Consider the following 23,590-nt stretch of genomic DNA (forward strand, 5'->3'; position numbering starts at 1 on the left):
CGTCCAGGCGGATACGGCACGATTCTCGACGGCCCCGCCGCCCGCTGGCCGCGTTGCCGAAAGGCCCAAGTACAACCCGGTACGAGGACCTTTCGGCGCCTTGCCAGCGAACACCGGGATCCGCCGACAACCACACCAATCCACCTGGACGAGGCACTAGCAGAACCGATGGACGCGGCGGATGAGCCTCCGGTTCCCCACACCCTGGCACGACAGGAACCGTCCGGCGACCGAAACGCTCAGGCGGGCGTCGTGGCCGCCGTCGCCGGGCGTCTGATCGCCCGGTACAGGTCGCGCATGAGCACGACCTCCGCACCGTAGTGGATGATCTCGCGGTTCATGTGGAGGATGAGGGTGGTGAAGGCGTCCTCGTCCTCGGGCTGGTGGGTACGGACGCCGCGGCGCCAGTGTTCGTAGTGGGTGGCCAGGGCGCGGAGTGCCTCGGCGGCGGTGCGGGGCCAGCGGACCGTCTCGACGGTCAGCGAACCGTCACCGAACAGGGCACTGGCCCTGATACCCAGGGTCTGTACGCCCATGTGCGCCAACCGCCACGCGATCGTCGTGACCGGGGGCGGCGTCGGGGACGGCCACTCCCAGTCCATCGACCACGTGTCGTCCTCACGCTTGCGCACGGACCAGCAACCTGGGACGGGCTCCCAGAAGTACTCCTCGTCCGTGAGCCCGCGCAGGCGCGGCCACAGGTTGTGATCCCAGTAGAACTCCAGCTGCGCCAACAGCTCATCACGGCAAGTCACGGCGCAGACGGTAGTGCCACGACGAGCTCAGCTCCACCCTCGGGCCGGTTCACGAGTGTGAGTTCGGCCGACAGGACGCGTGCCGGTGCCAACGCGATGGTCGATCCGGGGCCGCGTCCGCGCCAGGTAGGTGGCGCGGCGGCCGCCGCGGAACGCGTCACGCGGCGCCGGTGAGCAACGCCATGAGCCGGTTCAGCGGGGCGGAACCACTCGGTTCCTGACCAGAAATGGCCGTGACCAGCTGCACCACGCCATCGTCGAAGTCGAGGCAGGTGCGCAGGATCGAGGTGACGTGTGCCCTGCGGTTGGCAAAGTATCGGACCGAGCCCGCGAACGGCAGCTGTTCGACGACAAGAGATCGCGTGTGCTCGCCCCGCATGCAGGGAACGGCCTCGATCGCGTCGACCACCTCGTAGAACTCCGGCGACGCGGGCCGCACCACCGGGGTGAGGACCACCGGTTCCTCACGCGCGGGTGCCGGGACCGGGGGCCGCCGCTCGATGTCGCCCGGCACGGCGCGGCCGCCGTCGGGCAGCCGGATCCAGCCGTACCCGTTGGTCTCCTTGACATCCACCGTGACCTGCTCGTACTCCTCCGGCACGTATTCGGGGTGGTGCCGGATGACCTCGTCGTAGAACCAGGTCGAGGCGACGATGGCGAGCACGCCGGTCGAGTCGCGCAGCGCGTCCTTGAGCTGTGGCGAGTCGAGCAGCCGGAAGGCGTGAATGATGGCCTGCCCGGTCACGCCCCGCTCGTCGCGGGTGATCTCCCCCGCGTGCAGCACCAACCGCAGACGAATCCGTTCTTCCGGTCGATGCGTGGCATTGTGGCTTTGAAGTGCGGAAACCAGTGCCACCGGCAGTTTCTCCGCGAACGCGCTCTTGCCGACCGACGCAGGAGCGAGCGCCAGGATGCCGTCCCCTGCGCCTTCCTGATAACAGTCCGCCCACGGAATACCGGACTGGAGAAATGCCTGTTCAACGGACGAGTACATGCCCTCACGAAGGGCCACATGGTTCGCGCGGGTACGGGACATCCCACCGAAACCGGCGATGTCCACGGCACAGATCGTCTTGTGCTCGTCGACCATGCTCTCACCCCCACGACTCATCTCCGCTCAGGATGCCTAGACCATTTCACCCGGGCAAGCCACGATGAGGCCGGGACCACCGCGGATGTGTCCATGTTTTGTCCAGCGCGCACCGGGTTCAGCGGGCGCCGTGGGAGAAGGACGCGGCTTCCTTGCCCCGCAACGGCTTCTCCTGCCGCTCGAGCTGCGCCACGACGCCGCGCAGGTCGTCGATGAACAGGTCGGCCAGGTCGTGGGTCATGCCGTTGCGGACCACGACCCGCAGCACCGACAGATCGGTGCGGTTCTCCGGGAAGGTGTACGCGGGCACCAGCCAGCCCGCCTCGCGCAGGTGCGCCGACACGTCGAACACCGAGTAGCCGGTGACGTCGCCGGTCACGGTGAACGCGAAGACGGGCAGTTCGTCGCCGCGGGTCAGCAGGCGGAACGGGCCGATGTCCGCGATGCGGTCCGCCAGGCCGGTGGCGACGTCGCGGCAGTACTGCTGCACGCGCCGGAAACCGTCGAAGCCGAGTCGCAGGAAGTTGTAGTACTGCGCGACCACCTGCGCGCCGGGCCGCGAGAAGTTCAACGCGAAGGTCGGCATCTCGCCGCCGAGGTAGTTCACGCGGAAGACCAGGTCGGCGGGCAGCGCATCGGCGTCCCGCCACACGATCCAGCCGACGCCAGGGTAGACGAGGCCGTACTTGTGGCCGGAGGTGTTGATCGACGCGACGCGGGACAGGCGGAAGTCCCACCTCAGGTCCGGGTCGCAGAACGGCGCGACCATCGCGCCGGACGCGCCGTCCACGTGCACCGGGACGTCCGGATGGTGCTCGTCTAGCGCCGCGCAGATGTCCGCGACCGGTTCGTAGCTGCCGTCGAACGTCGAGCCGAGCACGGCGACCACGCCGATGGTGTTCTCGTCGCAGTGCGCGACCGTGGTGGCCGCGTCCAGGTGGAACCGGTCGCCGTCCATCGGCACGACGCGGGGCTCGACGTCCCAGTAGTTCGCGAACTTCTCCCAGCAGATCTGCACGTTCGCGCCCATGACGATGTTCGGCCGGTCCTCGGGCGCGCCCGCCGCGCGTCTGCGGTGCTGCCAGCGGCGTTTCATGGCGAGCCCCGCGAGCATGCACGCCTCGCTCGAACCCGTGGTGCTGCAGCCGATCACGGTGAGCGGGTCTGGCGCGTGCCACAGTTCGGCGAGCATGCGCACGCACCGCTCCTCCAGCGCGGCGGTGCGCGGGTACTCGTCCTTGTCGATCATGTTCTTGTCGAAGCACTCTGCCATCAGCCGCGAGGCCACCGGCTCCATCCAGGTGGTGACGAACGTGGCCAGGTTCAGGCGCGCGTTCCCGTCGAGCATGAGCTCGTCGTGCACGATCTGGTACGCCACGTCGGGCGCCAGCGACCCGGCGGGCATCGAGTCGCGGGGTATCAGATCCGGCTCGGCCACGAAGACGGGGTTCACCGCGAGGAAGTCGCGGGCCGAGTCGCGGTTCGCGCCGGAGTTCGCCAAGGTCATGCCATCACGGTAGGTCCGGGGCGGTCCCGGCGCACCCGGTCGGCCCGGGACAGTGCCAGGAAGGGGTGCGCCGGGGCACCCCCAGGGCCCCGGCGCACCGGGGACGATGATCGAGCACGCGGCTAAGTTGTGACTACATTCTGGTCAGACTTCTGGTCAGGACCCATCCACGCGCGGGCGCGCCTGCCGGGAATTCCGGCCCGACCCACGACCGCGGCGCTTGCGTCATGCCCACGGGCGTGCCTTCCTCAACCGCCGCCAGTACGCCGGGTACACCTCCCGCACCCGTGCGCACCGGGCCCGCTCCTGCTCCAGCAGCAGCCCGTAGGTGAACCCGTTCTCGCTCGCCAGGTGGGCCTGCATGCCCAGGTCACGCAGTACGGGCTGGGTGACCACCCCGTCCTGGTGCTCGCCGAGCAGCTTCGTCAGTGCCTTCGCCCGCTTCCGCGCCTCCTTCGCCGCCTTGCCGACGGCGGGTTCGGCGGTCTCGAGCGAGTACCGGTACTGCTTGGCCGCCTTCCGCGCCCGGTGCAGGGTGTCGTCCGACAGGCGGCGCTTCGTCTTCCGGTACGCCCGCCGCAGGTGTTTCGGCAGCTCCTTCGCCGAGGGCCGGGACGCACGCGGCCCCAGGTCGGGGTCCGCCAGCAGCCGGGCCAGGTCGTCGAGCACCCGGCGGTACCGCTTGTCGGCCAGCGTGGCGGTCACGGTCTCGCGGGCCGCGGCGGCGGCGGGTGAGTAGTGCCGGGTCAGCCGCGCGGACACCGGCCCGACGACCAGCTCCGACGGCAGCGCCGCCACGGCCGTGACCAGGTGCTTCTCCTGCACCTCCAGGTCCCGGGCGTCGGCCAGCCGCCGGCCCAGCCACCGCAGGTCGGCACGCAGGCGCTCGGTCCCGGGCAGCAGCCGCCGGTACACCAGCAGCGCGGCCCGGAGCCGCCGTGCCGCCACCCGCAGCTGGTGCACGGCGTCCGGCGCGTCCCTGCGCACCAGCAGGTCCTGCGTCACGAGCGCGTCGAACCGCGTCTGGACGTACGCGAGCAGGGCCGCTCCCGCGGTGCCCGTGGCATCCGGCACCGGCGCGGCGGGCGGCGGCACGACCCGCGCCAGCTTGGAGCTGTGGCCCGCCCGCCGGATGCCTGCCTTGCGCAGCACCTTCTCCGCGCCGGCCAGCACCCCGTTCGCGCCCCTCCCGGCCAGCTCGACCTCCAGCTCCCGCCACTCGTCCACATTGGACGACCCGTCGAGCCGGGTCGCGGTCACCTGGTCGTCGGTCACCTCGGCGACCGGTGCCCCGTCGGCCCCCAGCAGGTCCCACACCCGGCGGGACGTCTTGAGCTGGGCGATCGGCCGGAGCGCGGCGCCGCGAGTCATGGCGAACGTCAGGTCGGCCAGCTCGTCCGGCGGCGCGTTGGTCGCGTCCTCGGGGCGTGCGTCGAGCGGCAGCCGCAGCTCGGTGCGCGAGTCCTCGCCTGCTGGCACCTTGAGGTGCCAGCCTGCGTCGTCACCACCCGTCCGCCTGCGCAACGTCGCGCCGTACCTGCCGAGCCGCTGGTCGGCGGTGTCGTAGTACACGGCAGACAGCTGCTCCGTGCGTGGCCCGTGCACCGTCGTGACGCCCGGGATGTCCGACCACGCGGGCAGCTTGGTGTCCGCGGCGGCCTCGTACTTGCGTTCGGTCTCGACATGGGAGGTGACAGCCATGCCTCCATGATTACCCAATCAGGACACGAACACTCGGTCCCAGGTGCGGAGGTACACTTCCGCGCCCCGGCTCATGTCCGCGACGATCGCCTGCCCGTCCGGCCCGGCGACGATGCGGAGGTCCTCCAGCCAGTCCGGCACCAGGCCGTAGTGGGCGAGCCCGTCGGTGTTCACGTCGAACACCCGTTCCCCCGTCCGCTGCCGGTCCACAGTGGATCCACCGTCGAACGTGGTGAACGGGTACTGGACCGCCGACCCCGGCCTCGGCGGCGGCTGGTGGCCGAACCCGCCGGTGTCGAAGCCCGCGCCGAAGCCGAAGTCGCTGCCCGCACCCGCCGCGGCCTTCATCGACCGCCACTCGCCGACGAACCGCTCGGTGCCCCAGCCGTACGGGACCGCCATGCCGCCCAGCGCGTAGATCCGCGGGTAGTAGCTCGGGTCCACCCACGAGTGGCTCGACACGGCGCCCGAGTAGTCCCGCGACTCCAGCACGTCCAGCGCCTGGCCGGTCGCCTTCGCGCTCATGTGGTCGAGGTCGATGAGCATCCCCCGGTCCATCATGCCCTGCATCGCGTACGCGCCGAGGTCGGTGAGCCCGTTGACGTTGCAGTGCGGCGCGCTCGGGTACACCGGCAGCGTCACACCGGGCGGCAGCAGCGCGTCCAGCGGCCCGGAGAGCAGGTCGCTCTGGAACTGGATGGTGTTGTCGTGTGCCGAGGTCGGGCACGGCTCGACCTCCCAGAACCGGCCGGTCGAGGCGAAGTTCGCGGCGTTGATGATCGTGCCCGCGACGCCTTCGTCGAACCGCACGCCGCACAGCGCGTTGTCGAACTTGTGGCACACGAACATCCGGCGCACGCCGAGGTCGTACAGCTCGTCGAGCCCCGCGTCGATGTCGGCGCGGTCGCAGAGCGGCGTCCCGTTGCTTACCCCGCACCCGAACGGCTGAGACACCTCCACGCCCAGCACCACCGCGAGCTTGCCCTGTTCGATCACTGCCCGCGCCTGCGCGGGATCCCGCACGATCCGGAACCAGCCCTGGCCGGGTCCGCCGTGCTGGGTGTCGATGAAGTCCTCCAGCTCGTGGATCCGTTGTGCCTGCAGGCGGATCGACGCCATGTCGTCACACGGGTTGGACTTGATCGGGTAGATCTGGCACAGCGCCTCGTTGTTCACGAACAGGTTCGTGTAGACGCGCAGCCCGCCGCGCCACGCGCGCTCCAGCCAGCGGTAGTACATGGCCTCGTGCGTCCACGAGTTGTGCTTGGGCCAGTCGGCGAACGTCGGCCAGCCCTTGGTGTCGTGTGTGAAGGACGGGTAGCCGCCGCCTGCCAGGTTCTCCCACCACGCACCGAGGCCGTTCGGTTCGTGGTCGGGGCAGTCGACGAGCGCCGAGGTGATGCCGTACTGACTGAACGGCGCGCCGCAGTGGATGTCGCCGCCGATGAACTCGTACGCGGTCAGGTGGCTGTGCAGGTCGGCGAGCCCTCGGACCTCGCCGTCGACGGTGCCGGTGAACGGCTCGCCGGTGACGTTCAGCTCCGCCTCTGGCGCGGTCGCGCAGCCGGTCGCGGTCACGAGCGTGAACGGGGTCGCGGTGGCCCGCAGCGCGAGCGTCTTCAGCAGCGGCTCCACGGCGAGCTGCCGGTTCGCGGCGACGGCCGTGACCGTGACCTGGTCACCGGACGCGGTCAGCCGCCAGTTCGTGTCGGCGCTCGCGGCCCGTGCGGACAGCACGCCGAGCGTGCCGAGCCCCTGGCCGAGGAAGTCGTTCGCGGTGCCGTACATCAGGTAGGTCGCGGCGCCGGTCTCCTGCAGGCGGAACGGCTGCGACGCGGCACCGCCGGTGGCCTGGTAGCCACCCAGCGCGTTGCGCACCACGAACTTCCCGCTCGGCGCCTTGAGCGCGACGCACGCGCCGTCGAGCGCGGCGACGTCCGGTGGCGCGGCCTGCGCGGCTGGCACCGGCATCCCGAGCGTGGCGGCGGTGAGCACGGCGGCAAGTGATCCGAACAGGCGGCGACGGCGCATGGCGACCTCCGTTGGTACGGCCGCCTCAAGAACTACCCGCGAGTAAGGTACAGGTCAATCCGCCGAACGACGGGCAGTCGCTACACCCGCCACGATCGTCCTGCGGTTCACGAAGTCCTCCGGCGCCAGCTCCGCGAGCCGGGCACGGACGCTCGTCACGAACTCCGCACGCGCCGTCGGCGCGAGTCCTGCGAGGCGGCGCGCGGTGTGCCCGAGCGCGACGTGGTGCTCCACGAACCGTTCCCCGGTCGGCCGGTACTCCCACTCGACCGGCCCCATCGACACGTCCGTGAACCCGGCGCCGGTGACCAGATCCGTGAGCTTCTCCGGGGTGTCGGCCACGTCGTGGTTGCTGACCAGCGGCAGGTCCGGCGGCGCGCCGTACCGGTCAAGCTCGTCGTGCCACACGTCGATGGCCTTCACCGGGTAGTCCGGGCCCCAGGTCGCGAGGCCGAGCACGCCGCCATCCGCGAGCACCCGCCGCGCCTCCCGCAGCCCGGCGAGCGGGTCGGGCAGGTGGAACAGCATGAACGCGGCCACGGCGACGTCGAACGTGCCGTCCAGGAACGGGAGACGGGCCGCGTCCATCAGCACGCGGGGGAACTCGGCGGACGCCTTCGCGATCATGCCGGGCGCCCGGTCGGCACCGACCACGAGCGCGTCCGGCGCCGCGTCACGCAGTGCGGGCAGGAGCGTGCCGACGCCGGTGCCGACGTCCAGGACGCGGCGCGCGGGCGCGAGCGGCAGCCGGGCCAGCAGCCCGCGGCTGACCGGGTGGAGGACACCGGCCCAGATGCGCTCGTAGGCGTCGGCGGCGCTGGAGTAGTGCGTGGCGAGGGTGCGGACGGCGTCGGTCACCCGACCCACGGTAGCCACCGCTCGCCCGCGTTTCAGGACATCCTGTCGCGTCCGTCGTAGTCCGCGAGCATGCCGGATCTCGACAGGGGTCAGCGGGCTTTCCGCGCGGCCGGGTTCGCGACGACGACGCTGTCCTCGCCGATCTGCCGCACGTCCGGGTGCTCGGTCTCGTTGCACCAGTGGCCGCCCTCACCGAGGTAGCGGAAGCGCACCTGGGCACCGTCCGGCACGGTGACGGACACGGAGCGGGTGCCGTTGCTGCGCGGTCGCAGCTCGTGCGCACCGGGCCGCCACTCGTTGAAGTCGCCGACGACACTCACCCGGCCGTGCGGCATGTGCTGCCGCAGGACGAAGGTGACACGCACATTTCCCGCACGGTCACGGTCGATCTTCAGCATGACTCTCCACAGTCGGTCGCGCGGATGCGGGGACAGCATGGCCCGGTTCCGCGATGTTCGCCCAAAGGACAACGCTTCCGGGTGACGACACGGATCGACGGGCTGCCTAGCTTGGCCACATGGCTCGTTCTGGTCTCGCACTGGTGGCCGCCCTCGTCCTGGCCGGACTGTCCCCTGTGGCCGGCGCGGCCACCGGCGACGAGGAGTGGGCCGTGTGCGACCGGATCGTCTCGGCCCACCCGAACCCGCCGGAGGGCGCGGTCGTGGTGGCGCCGGTCGACAACGCGGTGCGGCGTGCCACCGCGGAACACCAGGGCGGCACGACGTTCTGGCTCGCCCCCGGCACGCACACGCTTGGCGAGCACGAGTTCGGCCAGGTGATACCGAAGGACGGCAACGTCTACCTCGGCGCGCCTGGCGCGATCCTCGACGGCCGCGAGCGCAACCGGTACGCGTTCACCGGCGACGCCCACGACGTCGTACTCCTCGGCCTCACCGTGCGGAACTTCGTGGCGCCACGCGACGAGGGCGTGGTCAACCACGACTCCGGCGACGCCTGGGTCATCGAGCACAACACGATCGAGAACAACGGCGGCGCGGCGCTCATGGCGGGAACCGGCCAGGTCGTGCGCGGAAACTGCCTGCGGGACAACGGCCAGTACGGCATCAACGCCTACAAGCGCGGCGGACTGGCCGACCTCCTGGTGGAGGGCAACGAGATCACGGGCAACAACACCGAGAACTGGGAGGCGCAGACCCCTGGCTGCGGCTGCACGGGCGGCGTGAAGTTCTGGGCGGTCGACGGCGCCGACATCCGGGACAACTGGGTGCACGACAACCGCGGCGCCGGCCTGTGGGCGGACACGAACAACAACGACTTCCTCATCGAGCACAACCTGATCGAGAACAACGACGGGGAGGCGCTGCTCTACGAGACGAGCTACAACGCGGTGATCCGCGACAACGTCTTCCTCGGCAACACGATCGTGCAAGGCCGGACCTTCGCCGACCGCGGCGACGACTTCCCGGTTGGCACGGTCTACGTCTCCGAGTCAGGCGGCGAGCCACGGGTGCCCGCCAGGACGGACAGGATCGAGATCCACGACAACACGTTCGAACACAACTGGTCCGGCATCACGTTGTGGGAGAACGCCGACCGCTTCTGCAACAGCCCGGCGAACACGTCCACTGGGCACTGCACCCTCCTCGTCGCCGAGGTGGAAACGTGTACCCAGCCCGCGATAGCGCAGCAGCCGCTTCGCGACGACTGCCGGTGGAAGACGCAACGCGTCGACATCCACCACAACCGTTTCCTCTTCGACCCGGCCACCCTCGGCTGCGACAAGCTGTGCGGCCGCATGGCGATCCTGTCGAACTGGGGCACCTACCCGTGGTGGTCCCCGTACATGGGCCCGGTCGTACAGCAGGCGATCACGTTCGAACAGCACAACACGTGGCGCGACAACGTCTACGTCGGCCCGTGGACGTTCACCCCGTTCGACCGGCCGCGGGCGCTGCCGCCTGCGGAGTGGCAGGGCGCACCATACGGGCAGGACGTGTGCAGCGCCTTCACCCTGCTGCCCACCACGTGCTGACCTGACCTCTGTTCACCTGGCGACCACCCGCACGGACTTCAGTTCGGCGTCCACCGGGTCCGGGAGCTGCATCCCAGCCGTGAGCCCGCTCCGCGCGTAGTCCAGCACCTCCCTGGTGAGGACCTCCCCCGGCAGCACCGCTGGCGCGCCGGGCGGATACGGCGTGATCATCTCCGCGCTGATCCGCCCCGGCGCGACCTCGACCCCGACCTGCTCGGTCGCACCGAAGAACGCGTCGCGCGGCAGCATCGCCGTCTCCAGCTCCAGCTCCGCCGGGGACGGCAGGTCGACGGGGGACGACGCGGGCAGGTCGGCGTGGCGCAGCGCGCTCACCGCCCGCACCAGCACCTCGGCGGTGTCCGCGTCGTCGGCGACGGTCAGCTGCGCCACCACCCGGCGGTGGTCGGACCACCCGACGGTCACGAGCTCGTGCGCACGGAGCCAGTCGGCCGCCTGGTAGCCGCTGATCCCCAGCCCGGACACGTCGAGCACGACCTTCAGCGGGTCGATCGACCTGGCGAGTCCCGGCCCGGTGAACTCCGACCCCATCACGGCCACACCGTCCACAGCGGACAACGCGGCCCTGGTGGAGTGCGCGAGCGTCAACGTGTCCCCCAGCAGCCGCTCGCCGTACTCCACCATCTGCCGCCGCCACCCGTCGAGCGTCGCGTAGACCAGTGAGGTGGGGCTGGTGGTGCCGAGCAGGTCCTCCCTCGCCTTCAGGACGGCCGGGTCGACCCGGTCCCCCCGCAGGTGGAACACCGAGCTCTGCTCGACCGCCGACCCGGACTTGTGCACGCTCGTGACACACAGGTCGGCCGACGCGTCCATGGCCCACGGCGGCAGCACGGGGTGGAACGGCAGGTGCGCACCCCACGCCTCGTCGACGATCAGCGGCTTGCCGAACTCGTGGCACACCCGCGCGATGGCCTCGATGTCCCCGCAGGTGCCGTAGTCGGTCGGGGTGACGAGCAGCATGCCCTTCGCGTCCGGCTCGTCGGCGAACCGCCGGGCCACCTCGTCCGCCGACGGCGGGTGCGACAGGTGCAGGTCCGGGTCCCAGCTGGGACGGACCCACACCGGCGCCACGCCGGAGATGATCAGCCCGGAGATCACCGACTTGTGCGACTGCCGTGCGACCAGCAGCTTCTCGCCCGGCCCCGCGACCGACAGCATCGCGCTCTTGATCGACAGCGAGCTGCCGCAGGTCGAGAAGAACGTGTGGTCGGCGTGTACCGCGTCGGCCATCAGCTCCTGGGCGTGTGCCAGCACCCCCTGCGACACGGTCCTGTCGTCGAGCCCGTTGATCGAGATGACGTCGCTTTCGAACACGTCCCGCCCGACGACGTCGAGCACGCGTGGGTCGACGCCACGGCCCTGCCGGTGGCCCGGCGGATTGAACGGGGTGTAGCCACGATCACGGAAGGCCTGGAGTGCCTCCAGGACAGGCGCACGACTGTGATCCATGATCCTGGTGTGCCCAGGCGGTGAAGGCGCGAAACGGCGAAGCGTCCACGCCGGCCCACTCGTTCTCGTACGCGAACGGTTCGGAGTCGATGTCCAGGCGCCACGCCTCGAAAAGGGCGATGAGCTGGGATTCTGTCGGCTCCACGAACCCGTACGTCGCCTTTTCGAGCATTACTGTTACCACCATTCACGTCACCCGGCCAGGATCCAGGTCGGCCACCACTCCGAAATGGTCGCTTGGCCGTACCCCGTCGACGGGGTCGTCAAACGTGCGCACACAATTCGTCACCCGCATGGCCGGTCCCGCGCGGCCACTGCGGACGAAGACGTAGTCGATCCGGCGGTCGAGATCGGTCCGGCACTGCTCGGCGATGACCGGGGCCGGCGGCTGGCGATCGAGCTGCCGGAGCCGTCCGGCTCACGCAGCGTGTGGTGGGTGACGTGGCAGGAGTCCCCGAGCACCTCGGTAACCTGGTCGTAGTCGCCGGTCGCGACCGCTTCCTGCAGCGTCACCACGTCCGGGTCGAGGCGCCGGAACCAGCTCGCGGCCGCCGGCAGGCGGCGTGGCCAGTCCAGGTGCTGGCCGAGCAGGTTCTGTGTGACGCGCGCATGTTTCGAGTCTGGCCGGGAGCCTCCCCGCTCGCGTGACGGTCGCATGGGACGGGCGCTGCCGGGTATGTCGTGTCTGTCGGGAAGGTGACGTTTGATGCGGGAGACGTTCCACAGCGAGCTCTCTGAGCTGCGCGGGCTGCTGGCCAGGATGTGCGAACGGGCGGCGACGGCGATGCGGCTCGCGACCGAGGCGATGCTCGATGCCGACCTCGACGTGGCCAAGCAGGTCCTGGCAGCGGACACCGAGCTCGACGACATGCGCGACCAGTGCGAGGAGATGGCGCAGCAGATGCTGGCGCTGCAGGCCCCGGTGGCGACTGACCTGCGGCTCGTGCTGTCCTCGATCTACTGCGCGGAGAAGATCGAGCGCATGGGCGACCTGGCGGAACACATCGCGAACGCCGCCTGCCGGGTCCACCCCGACCACGTGGTGCCTGCTCCGCTGCGAGAGGCGTTCGACCGCCTGGGCACCATCACCTCGGAGATGGCCACGCAGCTGGTCGCGCACGTGACGTCGCCGCGTGTCGGCGCGTTCGCCGAACTCGACGCCACCGACCACGAGGTGGATGACCTGCACGCGGAGGTACTCCGCACGATCACGACGAAGACGTGGTCCCACGGCATCCCGACGGCGACGACGCTGGCGCTGGTGGCCCGCTTCTACGAACGCTATGCGGACCAGGCAGTGTCGGTCGCGAAACGCATCGAGTTCGTGTGCACCGGCGAAACCCCGACCCTGTCGGCCCCGAACTGACCCGCACACTCGCGCGAGGTCACGGTGACCGGCCCGGCCGCCCCTCGGTGTTCAACCTGCGCGTGGCGTAGCCACCAGCGACACTCGACGGCAACCCGCATGACACGACACGCCGACACAACATATGGGTGCCGAATTCGACATCGGCCCTATGTATAGTGATCGCGAGCTGGTTCGACCACCGCGCCATGGTGGTCGTCGCAAGAGGGAACCCGGTGGGAGTCCGGGACTGCCCCGCAGCGGTGAACGGGAACGAACGCCGTCACGAAGCACTGGACGCGAGTCTGGGAAGCGACGGTCAGTAGGCGTCTGCCCGTGAGTCCGAAGACCTGCCCGCTCCCTGGCCGCGCCGCGGCCGGGTACATCCGCTTGCCCCGAGGGAGGGCGCGCGGGGACAACCCCACCGGTCGGGGTTCTTCTCGCGAGCCCGAAGAGCGAGGAGAACAGTTGACCACGATCCAGGACACCATGCGCGTCCGGAAACGCAGTGGGGAAACCGAACCCGTCGACGTCGACAAGATCATCCGTGCGGTCGCCCGTCGCGCCACCGGACTCCCGGCGGTGGAGCCGCGGCGGGTCGCCACCAAGACGATCAACGGGCTCTACGACGGCGCCACCACCGAAGAACTCGATCGCCTCTCCATACAGACCGCCGCCGAACTGGTCTCCGAGGAGCCGGAGTACTCCAAGCTCGCGGCCCGCCTGCTCGCCACCTACGTCGACAAGGAAGTCCGCGGCCACGGCATCCACTCGTTCAGCCAGTCGATCAGCACCGCCCACGCCCTTGGCCTGATCGGCGACCACACCGCCACGTTCGTCGCCACGCACGCGCGCAAGCTCGACGACGCCATCGACCACGACGCCGACCTGCGGTTCGAGTACTTCGGGCTGCGCACCGTCTACGACCGCTACCTGCTCCGCCACCCCAACAGCCGCACCACGCTCGAACGCCCGCAGTACTGGCTACTCCGCGTCGCGTGTGGACTCTCGCACACGCCTGCCGAGGCGATCCGGTTCTACCGGCTGATGTCGTCGCTGGCATACCTGCCCAGCTCACCGACCCTGTTCAACTCCGGCACCCGGCACACGCAGATGTCCTCCTGCTACCTGCTGGACTCGCCGCGCGACGAACTCGAGTCGATCTACGATCGCTACGGACAGGTCGCCCGCCTGTCGAAGTTCGCGGGCGGCATCGGCATCCAGTGGTCCCGCGTCCGGTCCCGGGGCGCGTTGATCCGGGGCACGAACGGCCACTCCAACGGCATCGTCCCGTGGCTGCGCACCCTGGACGCGTCGGTCGCCGCCGTCAACCAGGGCGGGCGGCGCAAGGGCGCGGCGTGTGTCTACCTCGAGACGTGGCACCCGGACATCGAGGAGTTCCTGGAGCTGCGCGACAACACGGGCGAGGACGCGCGCCGCACGCACAACCTCAACATCGCCAACTGGATCCCGGACGAGTTCATGCGCCGGGTCGAGGCCGACGCCGACTGGTCGCTGTTCGACCCTGACGAGCTGCCGGAGCTGCCCGACCTGTGGGGTGCGGCGTTCGACGATGCGTACCGGGCCGCCGAGCAGGCAGGCCGCGCGGTACGCACGGTCAAGGCCCGCGATCTGTACGCGAAGATGATCCGCACGCTCGCCCAGACCGGCAACGGCTGGATGACGTTCAAGGACACCGCGAACCGCACCTGCAACCAGACCGCGGAGCCGGGCAACGTCGTGCACCTGTCCAACCTGTGCACCGAGATCCTCGAGGTCACCTCCGACGAGGAGACCGCCGTCTGCAACCTGGGCTCTGTCAACCTCGGCGCGCACGTGACCAGCGACGACATCGACTGGACGCGGCTGCGGGAGACCGTGCGCACCGCGGTCACGTTCCTGGACCGCGTGATCGACATCAACTACTACCCCACCGAGCAGGCCGGCCGCGGCAACCCGCGCTGGCGCCCCGTCGGTCTCGGCGTGATGGGCCTGCAGGACGTGTTCTTCAAGCTGCGCCTGCCGTTCGACGGCGACGGGGCACGCGAGCTGTCGACGCGGCTCGCCGAGGAGGTCTACCTCACGGCGCTGGAGACGTCCGCCGACCTGGCCGCGTCCTCGGGTGCGCACCCGGCGTACGCGCAGACCCGCGCCGCCCGCGGTGACCTGCAACCCGACCTGTGGGGTGTCACGCCGAAGCAGTCCGACCGGTGGGCGACGCTGCGGGAGAAGGTCGCCGAACACGGTCTGCGTAACTCGCTGTTGATCGCGATCGCGCCGACGGCCACCATCGCCTCGATCGCGGGCTGCTTCGAGTGCATCGAGCCGCAGGTGTCCAACGTGTTCAAACGCGAGACGCTGTCCGGCGAGTTCCTGCAGGTCAACGGCTACCTGGTGGCGGAGCTGAAGAAGCACCGGCTCTGGACCGCGGCCACACGCGACCAGGTCAAGCGTGACGACGGCTCGGTCCAGGGCATCGCCGGACTGCCCTCGGACAGCAAGGAGCTGTTCCGCACGGCGTGGGAACTGCCGCAGCGCGGCCTGATCGACCTCGCCGCCGCACGCGGTCCCTACATCGACCAGAGCCAGTCGCTGAACCTGTTCGTTGCCTCGCCCACGATCGGGAAGCTGTCGTCGATGTACCGCTACGCGTGGACGAGCGGGCTGAAGACCACGTACTACCTGCGGTCGCGCCCCGCGACCCGCATCCAGCAGGCCACGGTGAGCACCGCGATCCGCGCCAGTGCCGACGACACCGCCGAGGCGGTCGCCTGCTCCCTGGAGAACCCCGAGTCATGTGAGGCATGCCAGTGACCACTCTCGAGAACACCGCCCGCAAGCAGGCACTGCTCGACCCGGGCATGGACCTGACCCTCCGCCCCATGCGCTACCCGCTGTTCTACGAACGCTTCCGCGACGCGATCAAGAACACCTGGACGGTCGAGGAAGTCGACCTGCACTCCGACCTCGCCGACCTGAACAAGCTCACCGACGCCGAACGGCACCTGGTCAACCGGCTGGTCGCGTTCTTCGCCACCGGCGACACCATCGTCGCGAACAACCTCGTGCTCAACCTGTACGAGCACGTCAACGCGCCAGAAGCCCGGCTCTACCTGTCGCGGCAGCTGTACGAGGAGGCCGTGCACGTCCAGTTCTACCTCACCCTTCTGGACACCTACCTCCCCGACGACAACGAACGCGTGGCCGCGTTCGCCGCGGTGGAGAACATCCCCTCCATCCGGGACAAGGCCAGGTTCTGCTTCAGGTGGATCGACTCGATCGAGCACCTGAACCGGCTCGAAACCCGGGACGACCGGCGCGCGTTCCTGCTGAACCTGATCTGTTTCGCGGCATGCATCGAAGGCCTGTTCTTCTACGGCGCCTTCGCCTACGTCTACTTCCTCCGATCCCGAGGCCTCCTCAACGGCCTCGCATCCGGCACCAACTGGGTGTTCCGCGACGAGTCCATGCACATGACCTTCGCGTTCGACGTCGTCGACACCGTCCGCCGCGAAGAGCCCGGCCTCTTCGACGACGAACTCCACACCCAGGTACGGCAAATGCTGCGCGAAGCCGTGGACGCGGAGGTCCAGTTCGCCGACGACCTGCTGGTCCAGGGCGTGGCAGGCCTGACGAAGGCCGACATGCGCACCTACCTCGAGCACGTCGCCGACCGGCGCCTCGCCGCGCTCGGCCTCGAACCCGAGTACGGCTCGAAGAACCCGTTCGCGTTCATGGAACTGCAGGACGTCCAGGAGCTGTCGAACTTCTTCGAGCGCCGCGTATCCGCGTATCAGGTGGCGGTGACGGGCACCGTCAACTTCGACGAGGACTTCTAGCACTATGGGCAGATGGCTCTGCTACTGCGTGATGTGACGATCGGGTTCACCGGGCGGCGCGCCGACGTGCGCGTGGAGGGGCGCCGCCTGGTGGCCGTAGAACCCGTCGGCTTACCCGCTGACGGCGCCGAGGTGGTCGATGGCCGGGGCGGCACGCTGCTGCCCGGCCTTGTCGACACGCACGTGCACCTGCTGCAGTGGGCCAGCTCCCGGCAACGGGTGCCGCTCGCCGGCGCCACCTCCGCGGCACACGCGGCCGACCTGATCGCGGCCGCGGGCACGGCACCCGGCGAGTTGCTGCAGGGCGCCGGTTTCCACGCCGCACTCTGGCCCGACCGTCCACACAAGACACTGCTGGACCGCGTGCTCCCTGACCAGCCGGTCGCACTGTTCAGCAACGACCTGCACACGCTGTGGCTCAGCTCCGCCGCCATGCGCATGGCGGACGTCGACCACCCGACGGGCGTGTTCATCGAGGACCAGTGCATGGCGCTCACCGCCACCCTGCCCGCACCATCGACGGACGTCACCGACCGCTGGGTGCTCGCCGCCACCGAGGCGGCCGCCGCACGCGGCATCACCACGATCGCCGACTACGAGTACACCGACACCGTCGCCGACTGGCTGCGCCGGGACACCCCGGCGACACGGATCCGTTGCGTCATCGCCAAGTTCCTGCTCGACGAGACCATCGAACGCGGCCTGAAGACGGGCGACCCGGTCGGCGACCTCCTCACCGTCGGCCCGCTGAAGATCTTCATGGACGGCTCACTCAACACCCGCACCGCCTTATGCCATGACCACTATCCCGACGGCACGTACCACGGCGAACTGCTCGAACCTCTCGACCAACTCCTTCCCGTTCTCCGCAAGGCCACCGGCAACGGCATCGGCCTTGCCCTGCACGCGATCGGCGACCGCGCCAACACCCTCGCGCTCGACGCGTTCGACCACCTCGGCGTCGGTGGCCGCATCGAGCACGCCCAACTCCTCGACCCGGCCGACGTGCCGAGGTTCGCCGCGCTGGGCGTGATCGCCGGTGTCCAGCCCGCACATCAGCCCGACGACCGCGACGCCGCCGACCGCCACTGGCCGGGCCGCACCGACCGCGCCTTCGCCTACGCGTCACTCCACCGCGCAGGTGCCACCCTCGAGTTCGGCTCCGACGCCCCGGTCTCGGCGCTCGACCCGTGGGAGGCCATCGCCGCCGCGGTCACCCGCACCGACGACGACCGGTCCGGCTGGCACCCCGAGCAGTGCCTGCCGATGGAGGTCGCGATCGCGGCGAGCACCGGCGGCCGTGGCACCACGGTCGCCGTTGGCGACCCGGCCGACCTGGTGCTGGCCGGCCGGGACCTCACCGGCCTACCCCCGAGCGAGCTCAGGGACCTCCCGATCCTGGCCACCGTCCTCGACGGCGGGTTCACGCACCGGACGTGACACCAGCACCAGCAGTCCGATAGCGAACAAGCCGACGATCCCCGCGATGGGCGGCAGCGCGCGGATGCCCACCGTGTTGATCACCAGCCCGCCGAACACCCCGGACAACCCGACGCCCAGATAGATCGCCGACGCGTTCAGCGACAGCACCAACCCGCTGTTCGCCGGTGCGAGCCCGATGAGGAAGTTCTGTGCGGGTGGGTTGTACGCCCACGTGACCATGCCCCACACGAACATCACCACCGCGGCCACTGGCACATTCGTCGCGGTGAACGGCAACGTCCCCAGCAGGACGATCGCCGCGCCGAGCGACACGAACAGCGGCACCATGCTGCCGAACCGGTCCGCGAGCCGACCGCCGAGCGAGTTGCCGACACACGCACCGAGGCCGTAACCCAGCAGCAGGAAGCTCACCGCACTGCCGCGCGCACCCGCGTTCGCCGCCAGGAACGGTGCCACGTAGGTGAACGCCGCCATCGCAGACAGCACACCGACCACGGTCACTCCGAGCATGAGCCGCACCCGAGGGTCACGTGCCACCGCGAACCGCTCCCGAAGCCCGACCGCGGATGGCGCCTCGACGGTCGGCACCCCGAGCCAGACGGCGACTGCCCCGATCACCGACACGACCGCGACAAGCGCGAAGACGCCGTGGTAGCCGAGCGGCCCACTCAGCAGGTTGCCCGCGGGCACCCCGATGATCAGCGCGAACGTGAGCCCACCGAACACCATCGCGACCGCGCGCCCCCGACGCTCAGGCGGGTTGAGCACGGTGGCGACCACGGTCGCCGCAGGCGTGTACACCGCCGCACCGAGCGCCGCGATGATGCGCGTGCCCAGCAGCAACTCGTACGTCGGCGCGACCACCGCGAGCGCGTTGCCCACCGCACTGACCACCAACGCGATCACGAGCAGCCTGCGCCGTTCCCACCGACCGGTGAACGCCGCCAGCAGTGGCGACGCTATTGCGTAGGCGATCGCGAACGCGGTGCCGAGCTGGCCCGCGGTCGCCACCGATACCTCCAGTTCATGACTGACCTCCGGTAGTACCCCCGAAACGATGTATCCGCTGGTGCCGACGGCGAAGGCGCCGAGCGCGAGCAGATAGGTACGTGGCGACATGCTTCTCCCCATGGTTCCCTATGTACGATGAACACCGTACTACGATCGTCATCGAACTACGATGGATCTCGTACTATGGAAACCATGATGGAGACGCTCGCCCACCCGCCGCGATCGGACATCCGGATCGAGTCGGTACTGCAAGCGCTCGCCGACCCGATCCGGCTGCGACTCGTGCGCGAACTCGCACGCATCGGCTGCGACGGCGTCGCCTGCGGTGCGATCGAGCTGCCGGTCACCAAGTCGACCCGCACCCACCACCTGCGGATCCTGCGCGAAGCGGGCGTGATCCAGGTGCGCCCGGTCGGCACCTCACGAATCACGACCCTGCGCCGCGACGACCTCGACGCCCTTTACCCCGGCATGCTCGACGGCATCCTCGCCGCGCCGCACTGACCTCAGATGGCGGCCGCGCCGGCCACGCATAACTCGAAGAACTCCGCTCGCCCCGCACCACAGGCGAAGCCGGGGAACCTGTCATCGATCATCGCTTCCACCCGCCTTTCACAGGTCGAACGAATGTTCTAAAACGAGACTACCAGGCCAGCTCACCGGCGCCCGGCGGCCCGCGAAAGCCAGGTCACGCCATCCCTGAGCGCCGGCTGCCGGTCGAGCGGGCGAAAGTCCGCTCGCCTCGGCAGACCACGCTGGCCGTCCCGGCTTTCCGACGAGAACGGCACCCCCGTCGCCATCGCGCGCAGCCCCACCGCGGCCGCCTCCCCCAGCAGGCCGACACCGATCGACAACGTCATCGGGCGCGCGTCGGCATGCACGCCCTCATGCGTGGCCAGGAACCCGAGACCTCCATTGACCACCAGCGACACCACCCACACCAGATACGTCCGCGCCGGATAGCGCTGCCACAGCGCACCGTCCTTGACCATCAGCAGCACGGTCGCGCCGCGCCACACCCCCAGTGCCAGCCCGACGAACGAGGCCCCTGCCAGCCACGCGATGTCGACCCCCGTCACGTCCGGCACCTTGGTCAGGCTGTAGTTGCCGACCACGAGCAAGACGACAGGAGCGCCGAACAGGTCCCGTACGTTCAACGGCTCACCGATCGTGCGTCGCACGATCGTGTACCCCACTGCCGCGACAACGAGCGCGACCACGATCCAGGTGTGCATGTCCCCTCCTATTTAGCACGACTGCGCCAAGTAAATTAGCAAGACTGTGCTATAAAGACAAGGTGCCGAAGATCGTGGACCCGGACGAACGCAGGCAGCTGGTCGCGGAAGCGATCTTCACCGTCGTGGTGCGGGACGGCCTCGCAGCCGCCTCACTGCGCAACATCGCCGGGGAGGCGGGTCTCGCCGTCGGCTCCGTGCGGCACTACTTCACGAACAGCGAAGAAATGATCGTCTTCGCCCTGCGCGCCCTGGTCGACCGGATCGGAGCGCGCATCCTCGCGCACGCGGAACTGGCCATCGCCGAGCCGGATCGCGGCAAACGACGCGCGCTCACCGCCGAACTGCTCGGCGAACTACTCCCCATCGACAAGACGAGGTACACGGAAAGCGCGGTCTGGCTGGCGTTCGCCTCAGAGGCCCGCACCTCCCCGAAGCTGCGGCCGCACGTCCGCGAGATGTACGACGGCACGCGCACGCTCGTCGGCAAGGTGCTCGCCAGGAGCCGGGAACTGGGTGGCCTCGCGGATCAGGTGGACATCGCGGTCGAGACCGAACGTCTCACCGCCCTGATCGACGGGCTGATGACCAACGGTGTCATACAACCCGACCGGATGACACCCGATCTCATGCGCACCGTGCTGGAAGCTCACCTGGACAGCATCGCCAAGATTTGACCTACTGGTCACATGTTGCAGCGATGGCTCGTCGACCACGTGCGGGCCATGGCCGCCGACGGTCCCTACCGTCCGCCGACTCCGGGGGAACGGGCCAAGGCCGTCGCCGTCCTGCGTGCCGTGCTGGCAGACAAGCCACGTGAGCTGGACGGCCTGCCGTTGCGGATATCCACCGGGAGCGATGACGCAGGCCACCCGTTCACCATGCTCACGGAGACCGCGTCCGGCTGGGGCACCGTCCTCGTGCGCAGGGCGGCCGACGTGCTGATCGAGGTCCCGCACCCCGGCTCCGACCGCCTCACCGCGCGTCTCGGCCTCGAACTGTTCCACGCCATCCCGTCGGCCGCGTTGCTGGTCGCGGGCGCGCACCGCAACGCGGCGGACCGCACGGCCGACGTGGCACATCGGGCCGACTCGCTGTTCCACGCGTTCGCGCAAACGCTTGCACTGCCGGAGATCCAGCTCCACGGCTTCGCCGAGGACACGGCGCCGGATACCGACGTGGTCGTCTCCTCGGGCGCTGGTGAACCGGCCGAACTGCACCGGCAGGTCGAGAAGACGTTGCGCGGGCACGGTTTCCGGATCGGTCACCACGAGCGGCTGATGGGCCGCACGAACGTTCAGGGCATCGCGGCGGCGGCAGAGGGCAGGCCGTTCCTACACCTGGAGCTCGCGCCGGTCCTCCGGGCCGACCACCGCGACGCTGTCGTCGGTGCTGTCGTCGGTGCTGTCGTTGACGCCGTCGCCAAGGCGGCCACGGACACGCGGGACCAGGAGCGTGACTAGCACCCCGAGCGCCGCGCCGCCCGCGGCGATCACGAACGCGACGCGGAAACCGGTCAACGACGGCACTGTCAACGGCCCCGCCGTGATCGTCATGTGTGCCAGCAGGGTCGCGATCACCGCGCTCGACACGGACGTGCCGACCGAGCGGGCCAGCGAGTTCAGCCCGTTCGCCGACGCGGTCTCGTGCAGCGGCACCGAACCCATGATCAGTCCTGGCATCGCGGCATACGCGATGCCGACCCCCGCACTGACGATGACGCCTGCGAGCATGACCTCGAAGGCGTTGTGCAGTAACACGGTCGACACGAGGTAGCCGACGGAGATGATCGACGCGCCGACCAGGAGGGAGGTGCGTGGACCGCGTTTACGCGTGATGCGTGCCGAAACCGGCGACAGGGCCATCATCACCAGGCCGCCCGGCGCCATCCACAGGCCCGCGGCCACCATCGACTGGCCGAGACCGTAGCCGGTGAACGCGGGTGCCTGCAGGAGCTGCGGCAGCACCAGCGACATGCTGTACATCGAGAACCCGACCAGCACCGAGGCGAGGTTGGTGAACAGGACCGGCCGCCGCGCGGACACCCGCAGGTCGACCAGCGGATAGCGGGTGCGCAGCTGGTAGAAGCCCCAGAGGACGAGCACGGCGACCGCGGCGGCGAACAGGCTCAGCGTGGTCGGTGAGCCCCAGCCCCACGTGCCGCCCTTCGTGATCGCGAGCAGCAGGCACACGAGCCCGGCAGCGAGTCCCAGCATGCCGAGCACGTCGAACCGGCCGGGCGCGCGTATCGACGAGTCCGGCACGACGGTCCACAACAGGACGAGGCACACGGCACCCAGGCCCGCGGCGAGCCAGAACAGCACCCGCCACGACGACGACTCCGCGATGACCGCCGACAGCGGCAGCCCGATCGCGCCCCCGACCCCGAGCGTCGCGCTCATCATCGCGATGGCCGTGCCGACGCGGTCAGCAGGGAGTATGTCGCGCATGATGCTGATGCCCAGCGGGATGACACCCATCGCGCAGCCCTGCAGACCGCGGCCGATGACCATCGGCACGAGGGAGCTCGCGAACGACGAGACCATCGACCCGGCGATGAGCACCGTGACGCTGACGAGGAGCACACGGCGCTTGCCGTAGAGGTCGCCGAGGCGCCCGCTGACCGGGGTGATCACCGCGGCCGCGAGCAGCGTGACGGTGATGACCCAGGACGCGTCGGACGCGTCCGTACCGAGGATGGCGGGCAGGCTCGGGATGAGCGGGATGACGAGGGTCTGCATGAAAGATGCGACGAGACCGCAGCTTGCCAATACCGTGACCACGGTCCCAGGACGCACATGTGTACGGTACACATCCGACCATCGAGGACCGGATGATGCGTGGTAGAGAACACCTCCTTGACGCGATCGAACGCGAGCTGACGCTGGTCAGCAGGCACCAACTCGCCACGGCGACCACGGGTGTGCTCGAACGTTCCGCGTACCTGATGCTGAGCCGCATCGACGCCACCGGTCCGATGACCGCGCGCGAGCTGGCGACCGGCCTGCAACTCGACATCTCCACCGTGACCCGCCAGGTGGGCGCGATGCTCCGCGAGCGACTGGTGGACCGCGTCCCCGATCCCGGTGGCGGCGCGGCACGCAGGCTCCGCATCGCCCCGACGGGCGCCGCCCGGCTCGCCGCCGACCGCCTGCGCTACCGGACCGGGCTCGGCAAGGTGGTCGACGACTGGCCGGACACCGAGTGCGCCGACCTGTACCGCCTGCTGCGCGCGCTGAACGAACGCATCGAAACCCTGCAGGGCACGCCGTGGCCCCGCGAGGACTGAGAGGGTGCGCGAATAGGGTCGGTGGA

General features: G+C 69.6%; 20 protein-coding genes and 1 riboswitch. Of the genes, 8 read left to right on the top strand and 12 right to left on the bottom strand.

Features of this window, described 5'->3' with window-relative positions:
- Positions 1 to 239: 239 nt before the first annotated feature.
- From WBA97_RS27550 to WBA97_RS27580, 7 genes are all read right to left on the bottom strand, one after another.
- Positions 240 to 755, bottom strand: a complete 516-nt coding sequence (locus WBA97_RS27550; RefSeq protein ID WP_424233843.1) for a DinB family protein — start codon at positions 753 to 755, stop codon at positions 240 to 242.
- A 157-nt stretch (positions 756 to 912) separates the two neighbouring features.
- Entirely contained in the window at positions 913 to 1,866 is a 954-nt protein-coding gene (locus WBA97_RS27555) for an effector-associated domain 2-containing protein (protein ID WP_424233844.1), read from the bottom strand.
- A 97-nt stretch (positions 1,867 to 1,963) separates the two neighbouring features.
- A complete protein-coding gene (locus tag WBA97_RS27560; protein ID WP_424233845.1) occupies positions 1,964 to 3,352 on the bottom strand; it encodes a glutamate decarboxylase in 1,389 nt (462 codons plus the stop codon).
- Positions 3,353 to 3,577: 225 nt separating this feature from the next.
- Positions 3,578 to 5,053, bottom strand: coding sequence for a CHAD domain-containing protein (locus tag WBA97_RS27565; protein ID WP_424233846.1), 1,476 nt, complete (start codon positions 5,051 to 5,053; stop codon positions 3,578 to 3,580).
- A gap of 18 nt (positions 5,054 to 5,071) precedes the next feature.
- Positions 5,072 to 7,084, bottom strand: a complete 2,013-nt coding sequence (locus tag WBA97_RS27570) for a hypothetical protein (protein WP_424233847.1) — start codon at positions 7,082 to 7,084, stop codon at positions 5,072 to 5,074.
- Positions 7,085 to 7,138: 54 nt separating this feature from the next.
- Entirely contained in the window at positions 7,139 to 7,942 is an 804-nt protein-coding gene (locus WBA97_RS27575) for a class I SAM-dependent methyltransferase (RefSeq protein ID WP_424233848.1), read from the bottom strand.
- A gap of 89 nt (positions 7,943 to 8,031) precedes the next feature.
- Positions 8,032 to 8,340: an isoamylase early set domain-containing protein gene (locus tag WBA97_RS27580; protein ID WP_424233849.1), complete on the bottom strand. Its 309-nt coding sequence runs from the start codon at positions 8,338 to 8,340 to the stop codon at positions 8,032 to 8,034.
- 119 nt (positions 8,341 to 8,459) lie between these two features.
- Here WBA97_RS27580 and WBA97_RS27585 point away from each other — a divergent pair, with 119 nt between their 5' ends.
- Positions 8,460 to 9,935: a right-handed parallel beta-helix repeat-containing protein gene (locus WBA97_RS27585; RefSeq protein ID WP_424233850.1), complete on the top strand. Its 1,476-nt coding sequence runs from the start codon at positions 8,460 to 8,462 to the stop codon at positions 9,933 to 9,935.
- Positions 9,936 to 9,947: 12 nt separating this feature from the next.
- Here the strand turns inward: WBA97_RS27585 and WBA97_RS27590 are convergent, their stop codons facing one another.
- Positions 9,948 to 11,402: an aminotransferase class I/II-fold pyridoxal phosphate-dependent enzyme gene (locus WBA97_RS27590; protein ID WP_424233851.1), complete on the bottom strand. Its 1,455-nt coding sequence runs from the start codon at positions 11,400 to 11,402 to the stop codon at positions 9,948 to 9,950.
- Positions 11,403 to 11,687: 285 nt separating this feature from the next.
- Positions 11,688 to 12,059 (bottom strand): endonuclease/exonuclease/phosphatase family protein, encoded by a 372-nt coding sequence (locus WBA97_RS27595; protein ID WP_424233852.1) that lies wholly within the window; start codon positions 12,057 to 12,059, stop codon positions 11,688 to 11,690.
- A 49-nt stretch (positions 12,060 to 12,108) separates the two neighbouring features.
- Between WBA97_RS27595 and phoU the strand changes: the two genes are divergently transcribed.
- From phoU to WBA97_RS27615, 4 genes are all read left to right on the top strand, one after another.
- Positions 12,109 to 12,768, top strand: a complete 660-nt coding sequence (phoU, locus tag WBA97_RS27600; RefSeq protein ID WP_424233853.1) for a phosphate signaling complex protein PhoU — start codon at positions 12,109 to 12,111, stop codon at positions 12,766 to 12,768.
- A 153-nt stretch (positions 12,769 to 12,921) separates the two neighbouring features.
- Positions 12,922 to 13,119: riboswitch (cobalamin riboswitch) on the top strand.
- Between the two features lie 96 nt (positions 13,120 to 13,215).
- Entirely contained in the window at positions 13,216 to 15,561 is a 2,346-nt protein-coding gene (locus tag WBA97_RS27605; protein WP_424233854.1) for a ribonucleoside-diphosphate reductase subunit alpha, read from the top strand.
- Positions 15,558 to 16,586, top strand: coding sequence for a ribonucleotide-diphosphate reductase subunit beta (locus tag WBA97_RS27610; RefSeq protein WP_424233855.1), 1,029 nt, complete (start codon positions 15,558 to 15,560; stop codon positions 16,584 to 16,586). The genes WBA97_RS27605 and WBA97_RS27610 overlap by 4 nt, the downstream gene beginning before the upstream one ends.
- Before the next feature lie 12 nt (positions 16,587 to 16,598).
- Positions 16,599 to 18,026, top strand: a complete 1,428-nt coding sequence (locus WBA97_RS27615) for an amidohydrolase (RefSeq protein ID WP_424233856.1) — start codon at positions 16,599 to 16,601, stop codon at positions 18,024 to 18,026.
- Here the strand turns inward: WBA97_RS27615 and WBA97_RS27620 are convergent.
- Positions 17,952 to 19,148 carry an MFS transporter gene (locus tag WBA97_RS27620; protein WP_424233857.1) on the bottom strand — a complete coding sequence of 399 codons (1,197 nt, stop codon included), beginning with the start codon at positions 19,146 to 19,148 and terminating at the stop codon, positions 17,952 to 17,954. The genes WBA97_RS27615 and WBA97_RS27620 overlap by 75 nt on opposite strands.
- An 84-nt stretch (positions 19,149 to 19,232) precedes the next feature.
- Between WBA97_RS27620 and WBA97_RS27625 the strand changes: the two genes are divergently transcribed.
- A complete protein-coding gene (locus WBA97_RS27625; RefSeq protein WP_424233858.1) occupies positions 19,233 to 19,544 on the top strand; it encodes an ArsR/SmtB family transcription factor in 312 nt (103 codons plus the stop codon).
- 152 nt (positions 19,545 to 19,696) lie between these two features.
- Here the strand turns inward: WBA97_RS27625 and WBA97_RS27630 are convergent, their stop codons facing one another.
- On the bottom strand, positions 19,697 to 20,275 hold the full coding sequence (locus tag WBA97_RS27630) for a DUF1453 domain-containing protein (protein ID WP_424233859.1): 579 nt from the start codon (positions 20,273 to 20,275) through the stop codon (positions 19,697 to 19,699).
- A gap of 62 nt (positions 20,276 to 20,337) precedes the next feature.
- Here WBA97_RS27630 and WBA97_RS27635 point away from each other — a divergent pair, with 62 nt between their 5' ends.
- Positions 20,338 to 20,952 (top strand): TetR/AcrR family transcriptional regulator, encoded by a 615-nt coding sequence (locus WBA97_RS27635; protein WP_424233860.1) that lies wholly within the window; start codon positions 20,338 to 20,340, stop codon positions 20,950 to 20,952.
- Positions 20,953 to 21,609: 657 nt separating this feature from the next.
- Here the strand turns inward: WBA97_RS27635 and WBA97_RS27640 are convergent.
- Complete coding sequence (locus WBA97_RS27640) at positions 21,610 to 23,088, bottom strand: MFS transporter (protein WP_424233861.1); 1,479 nt, start codon at positions 23,086 to 23,088, stop codon at positions 21,610 to 21,612.
- Here WBA97_RS27640 and WBA97_RS27645 point away from each other — a divergent pair.
- Entirely contained in the window at positions 23,076 to 23,564 is a 489-nt protein-coding gene (locus WBA97_RS27645) for a MarR family winged helix-turn-helix transcriptional regulator (RefSeq protein WP_424233862.1), read from the top strand. The two genes, WBA97_RS27640 and WBA97_RS27645, sit on opposite strands and share 13 nt — an antisense overlap.
- Positions 23,565 to 23,590 lie beyond the last annotated feature (26 nt).

This window comes from Actinophytocola sp. (assembly GCF_049647105.1).
Lineage (GTDB): Bacteria > Actinomycetota > Actinomycetes > Mycobacteriales > Pseudonocardiaceae > Actinophytocola.

What these genes read in the sequence shown, in the direction of transcription:
- WBA97_RS27590 (WP_424233851.1), bottom strand. Translation starts at nt 11,402, where the DNA reads ATGGATCACAGTCGTGCGCCTGTCCTGGAGGCACTCCAGGCCTTCCGT.
- WBA97_RS27585 (WP_424233850.1), top strand. Translation starts at nt 8,460, where the DNA reads ATGGCTCGTTCTGGTCTCGCACTGGTGGCCGCCCTCGTCCTGGCCGGA.
- WBA97_RS27630 (WP_424233859.1), bottom strand. Translation starts at nt 20,275, where the DNA reads ATGCACACCTGGATCGTGGTCGCGCTCGTTGTCGCGGCAGTGGGGTAC.
- WBA97_RS27615 (WP_424233856.1), top strand. Translation starts at nt 16,599, where the DNA reads ATGGCTCTGCTACTGCGTGATGTGACGATCGGGTTCACCGGGCGGCGC.
- WBA97_RS27580 (WP_424233849.1), bottom strand. Translation starts at nt 8,340, where the DNA reads ATGCTGAAGATCGACCGTGACCGTGCGGGAAATGTGCGTGTCACCTTC.
- WBA97_RS27620 (WP_424233857.1), bottom strand. Translation starts at nt 19,148, where the DNA reads ATGTCGCCACGTACCTATCTGCTCGCGCTCGGCGCCTTCGCCGTCGGC.
- WBA97_RS27570 (WP_424233847.1), bottom strand. Translation starts at nt 7,084, where the DNA reads ATGCGCCGTCGCCGCCTGTTCGGATCACTTGCCGCCGTGCTCACCGCC.
- WBA97_RS27555 (WP_424233844.1), bottom strand. Translation starts at nt 1,866, where the DNA reads ATGAGTCGTGGGGGTGAGAGCATGGTCGACGAGCACAAGACGATCTGT.
- WBA97_RS27565 (WP_424233846.1), bottom strand. Translation starts at nt 5,053, where the DNA reads ATGGCTGTCACCTCCCATGTCGAGACCGAACGCAAGTACGAGGCCGCC.
- WBA97_RS27560 (WP_424233845.1), bottom strand. Translation starts at nt 3,352, where the DNA reads ATGACCTTGGCGAACTCCGGCGCGAACCGCGACTCGGCCCGCGACTTC.
- WBA97_RS27625 (WP_424233858.1), top strand. Translation starts at nt 19,233, where the DNA reads ATGATGGAGACGCTCGCCCACCCGCCGCGATCGGACATCCGGATCGAG.
- WBA97_RS27595 (WP_424233852.1), bottom strand. Translation starts at nt 12,059, where the DNA reads ATGCGACCGTCACGCGAGCGGGGAGGCTCCCGGCCAGACTCGAAACAT.
- phoU (WP_424233853.1), top strand. Translation starts at nt 12,109, where the DNA reads ATGCGGGAGACGTTCCACAGCGAGCTCTCTGAGCTGCGCGGGCTGCTG.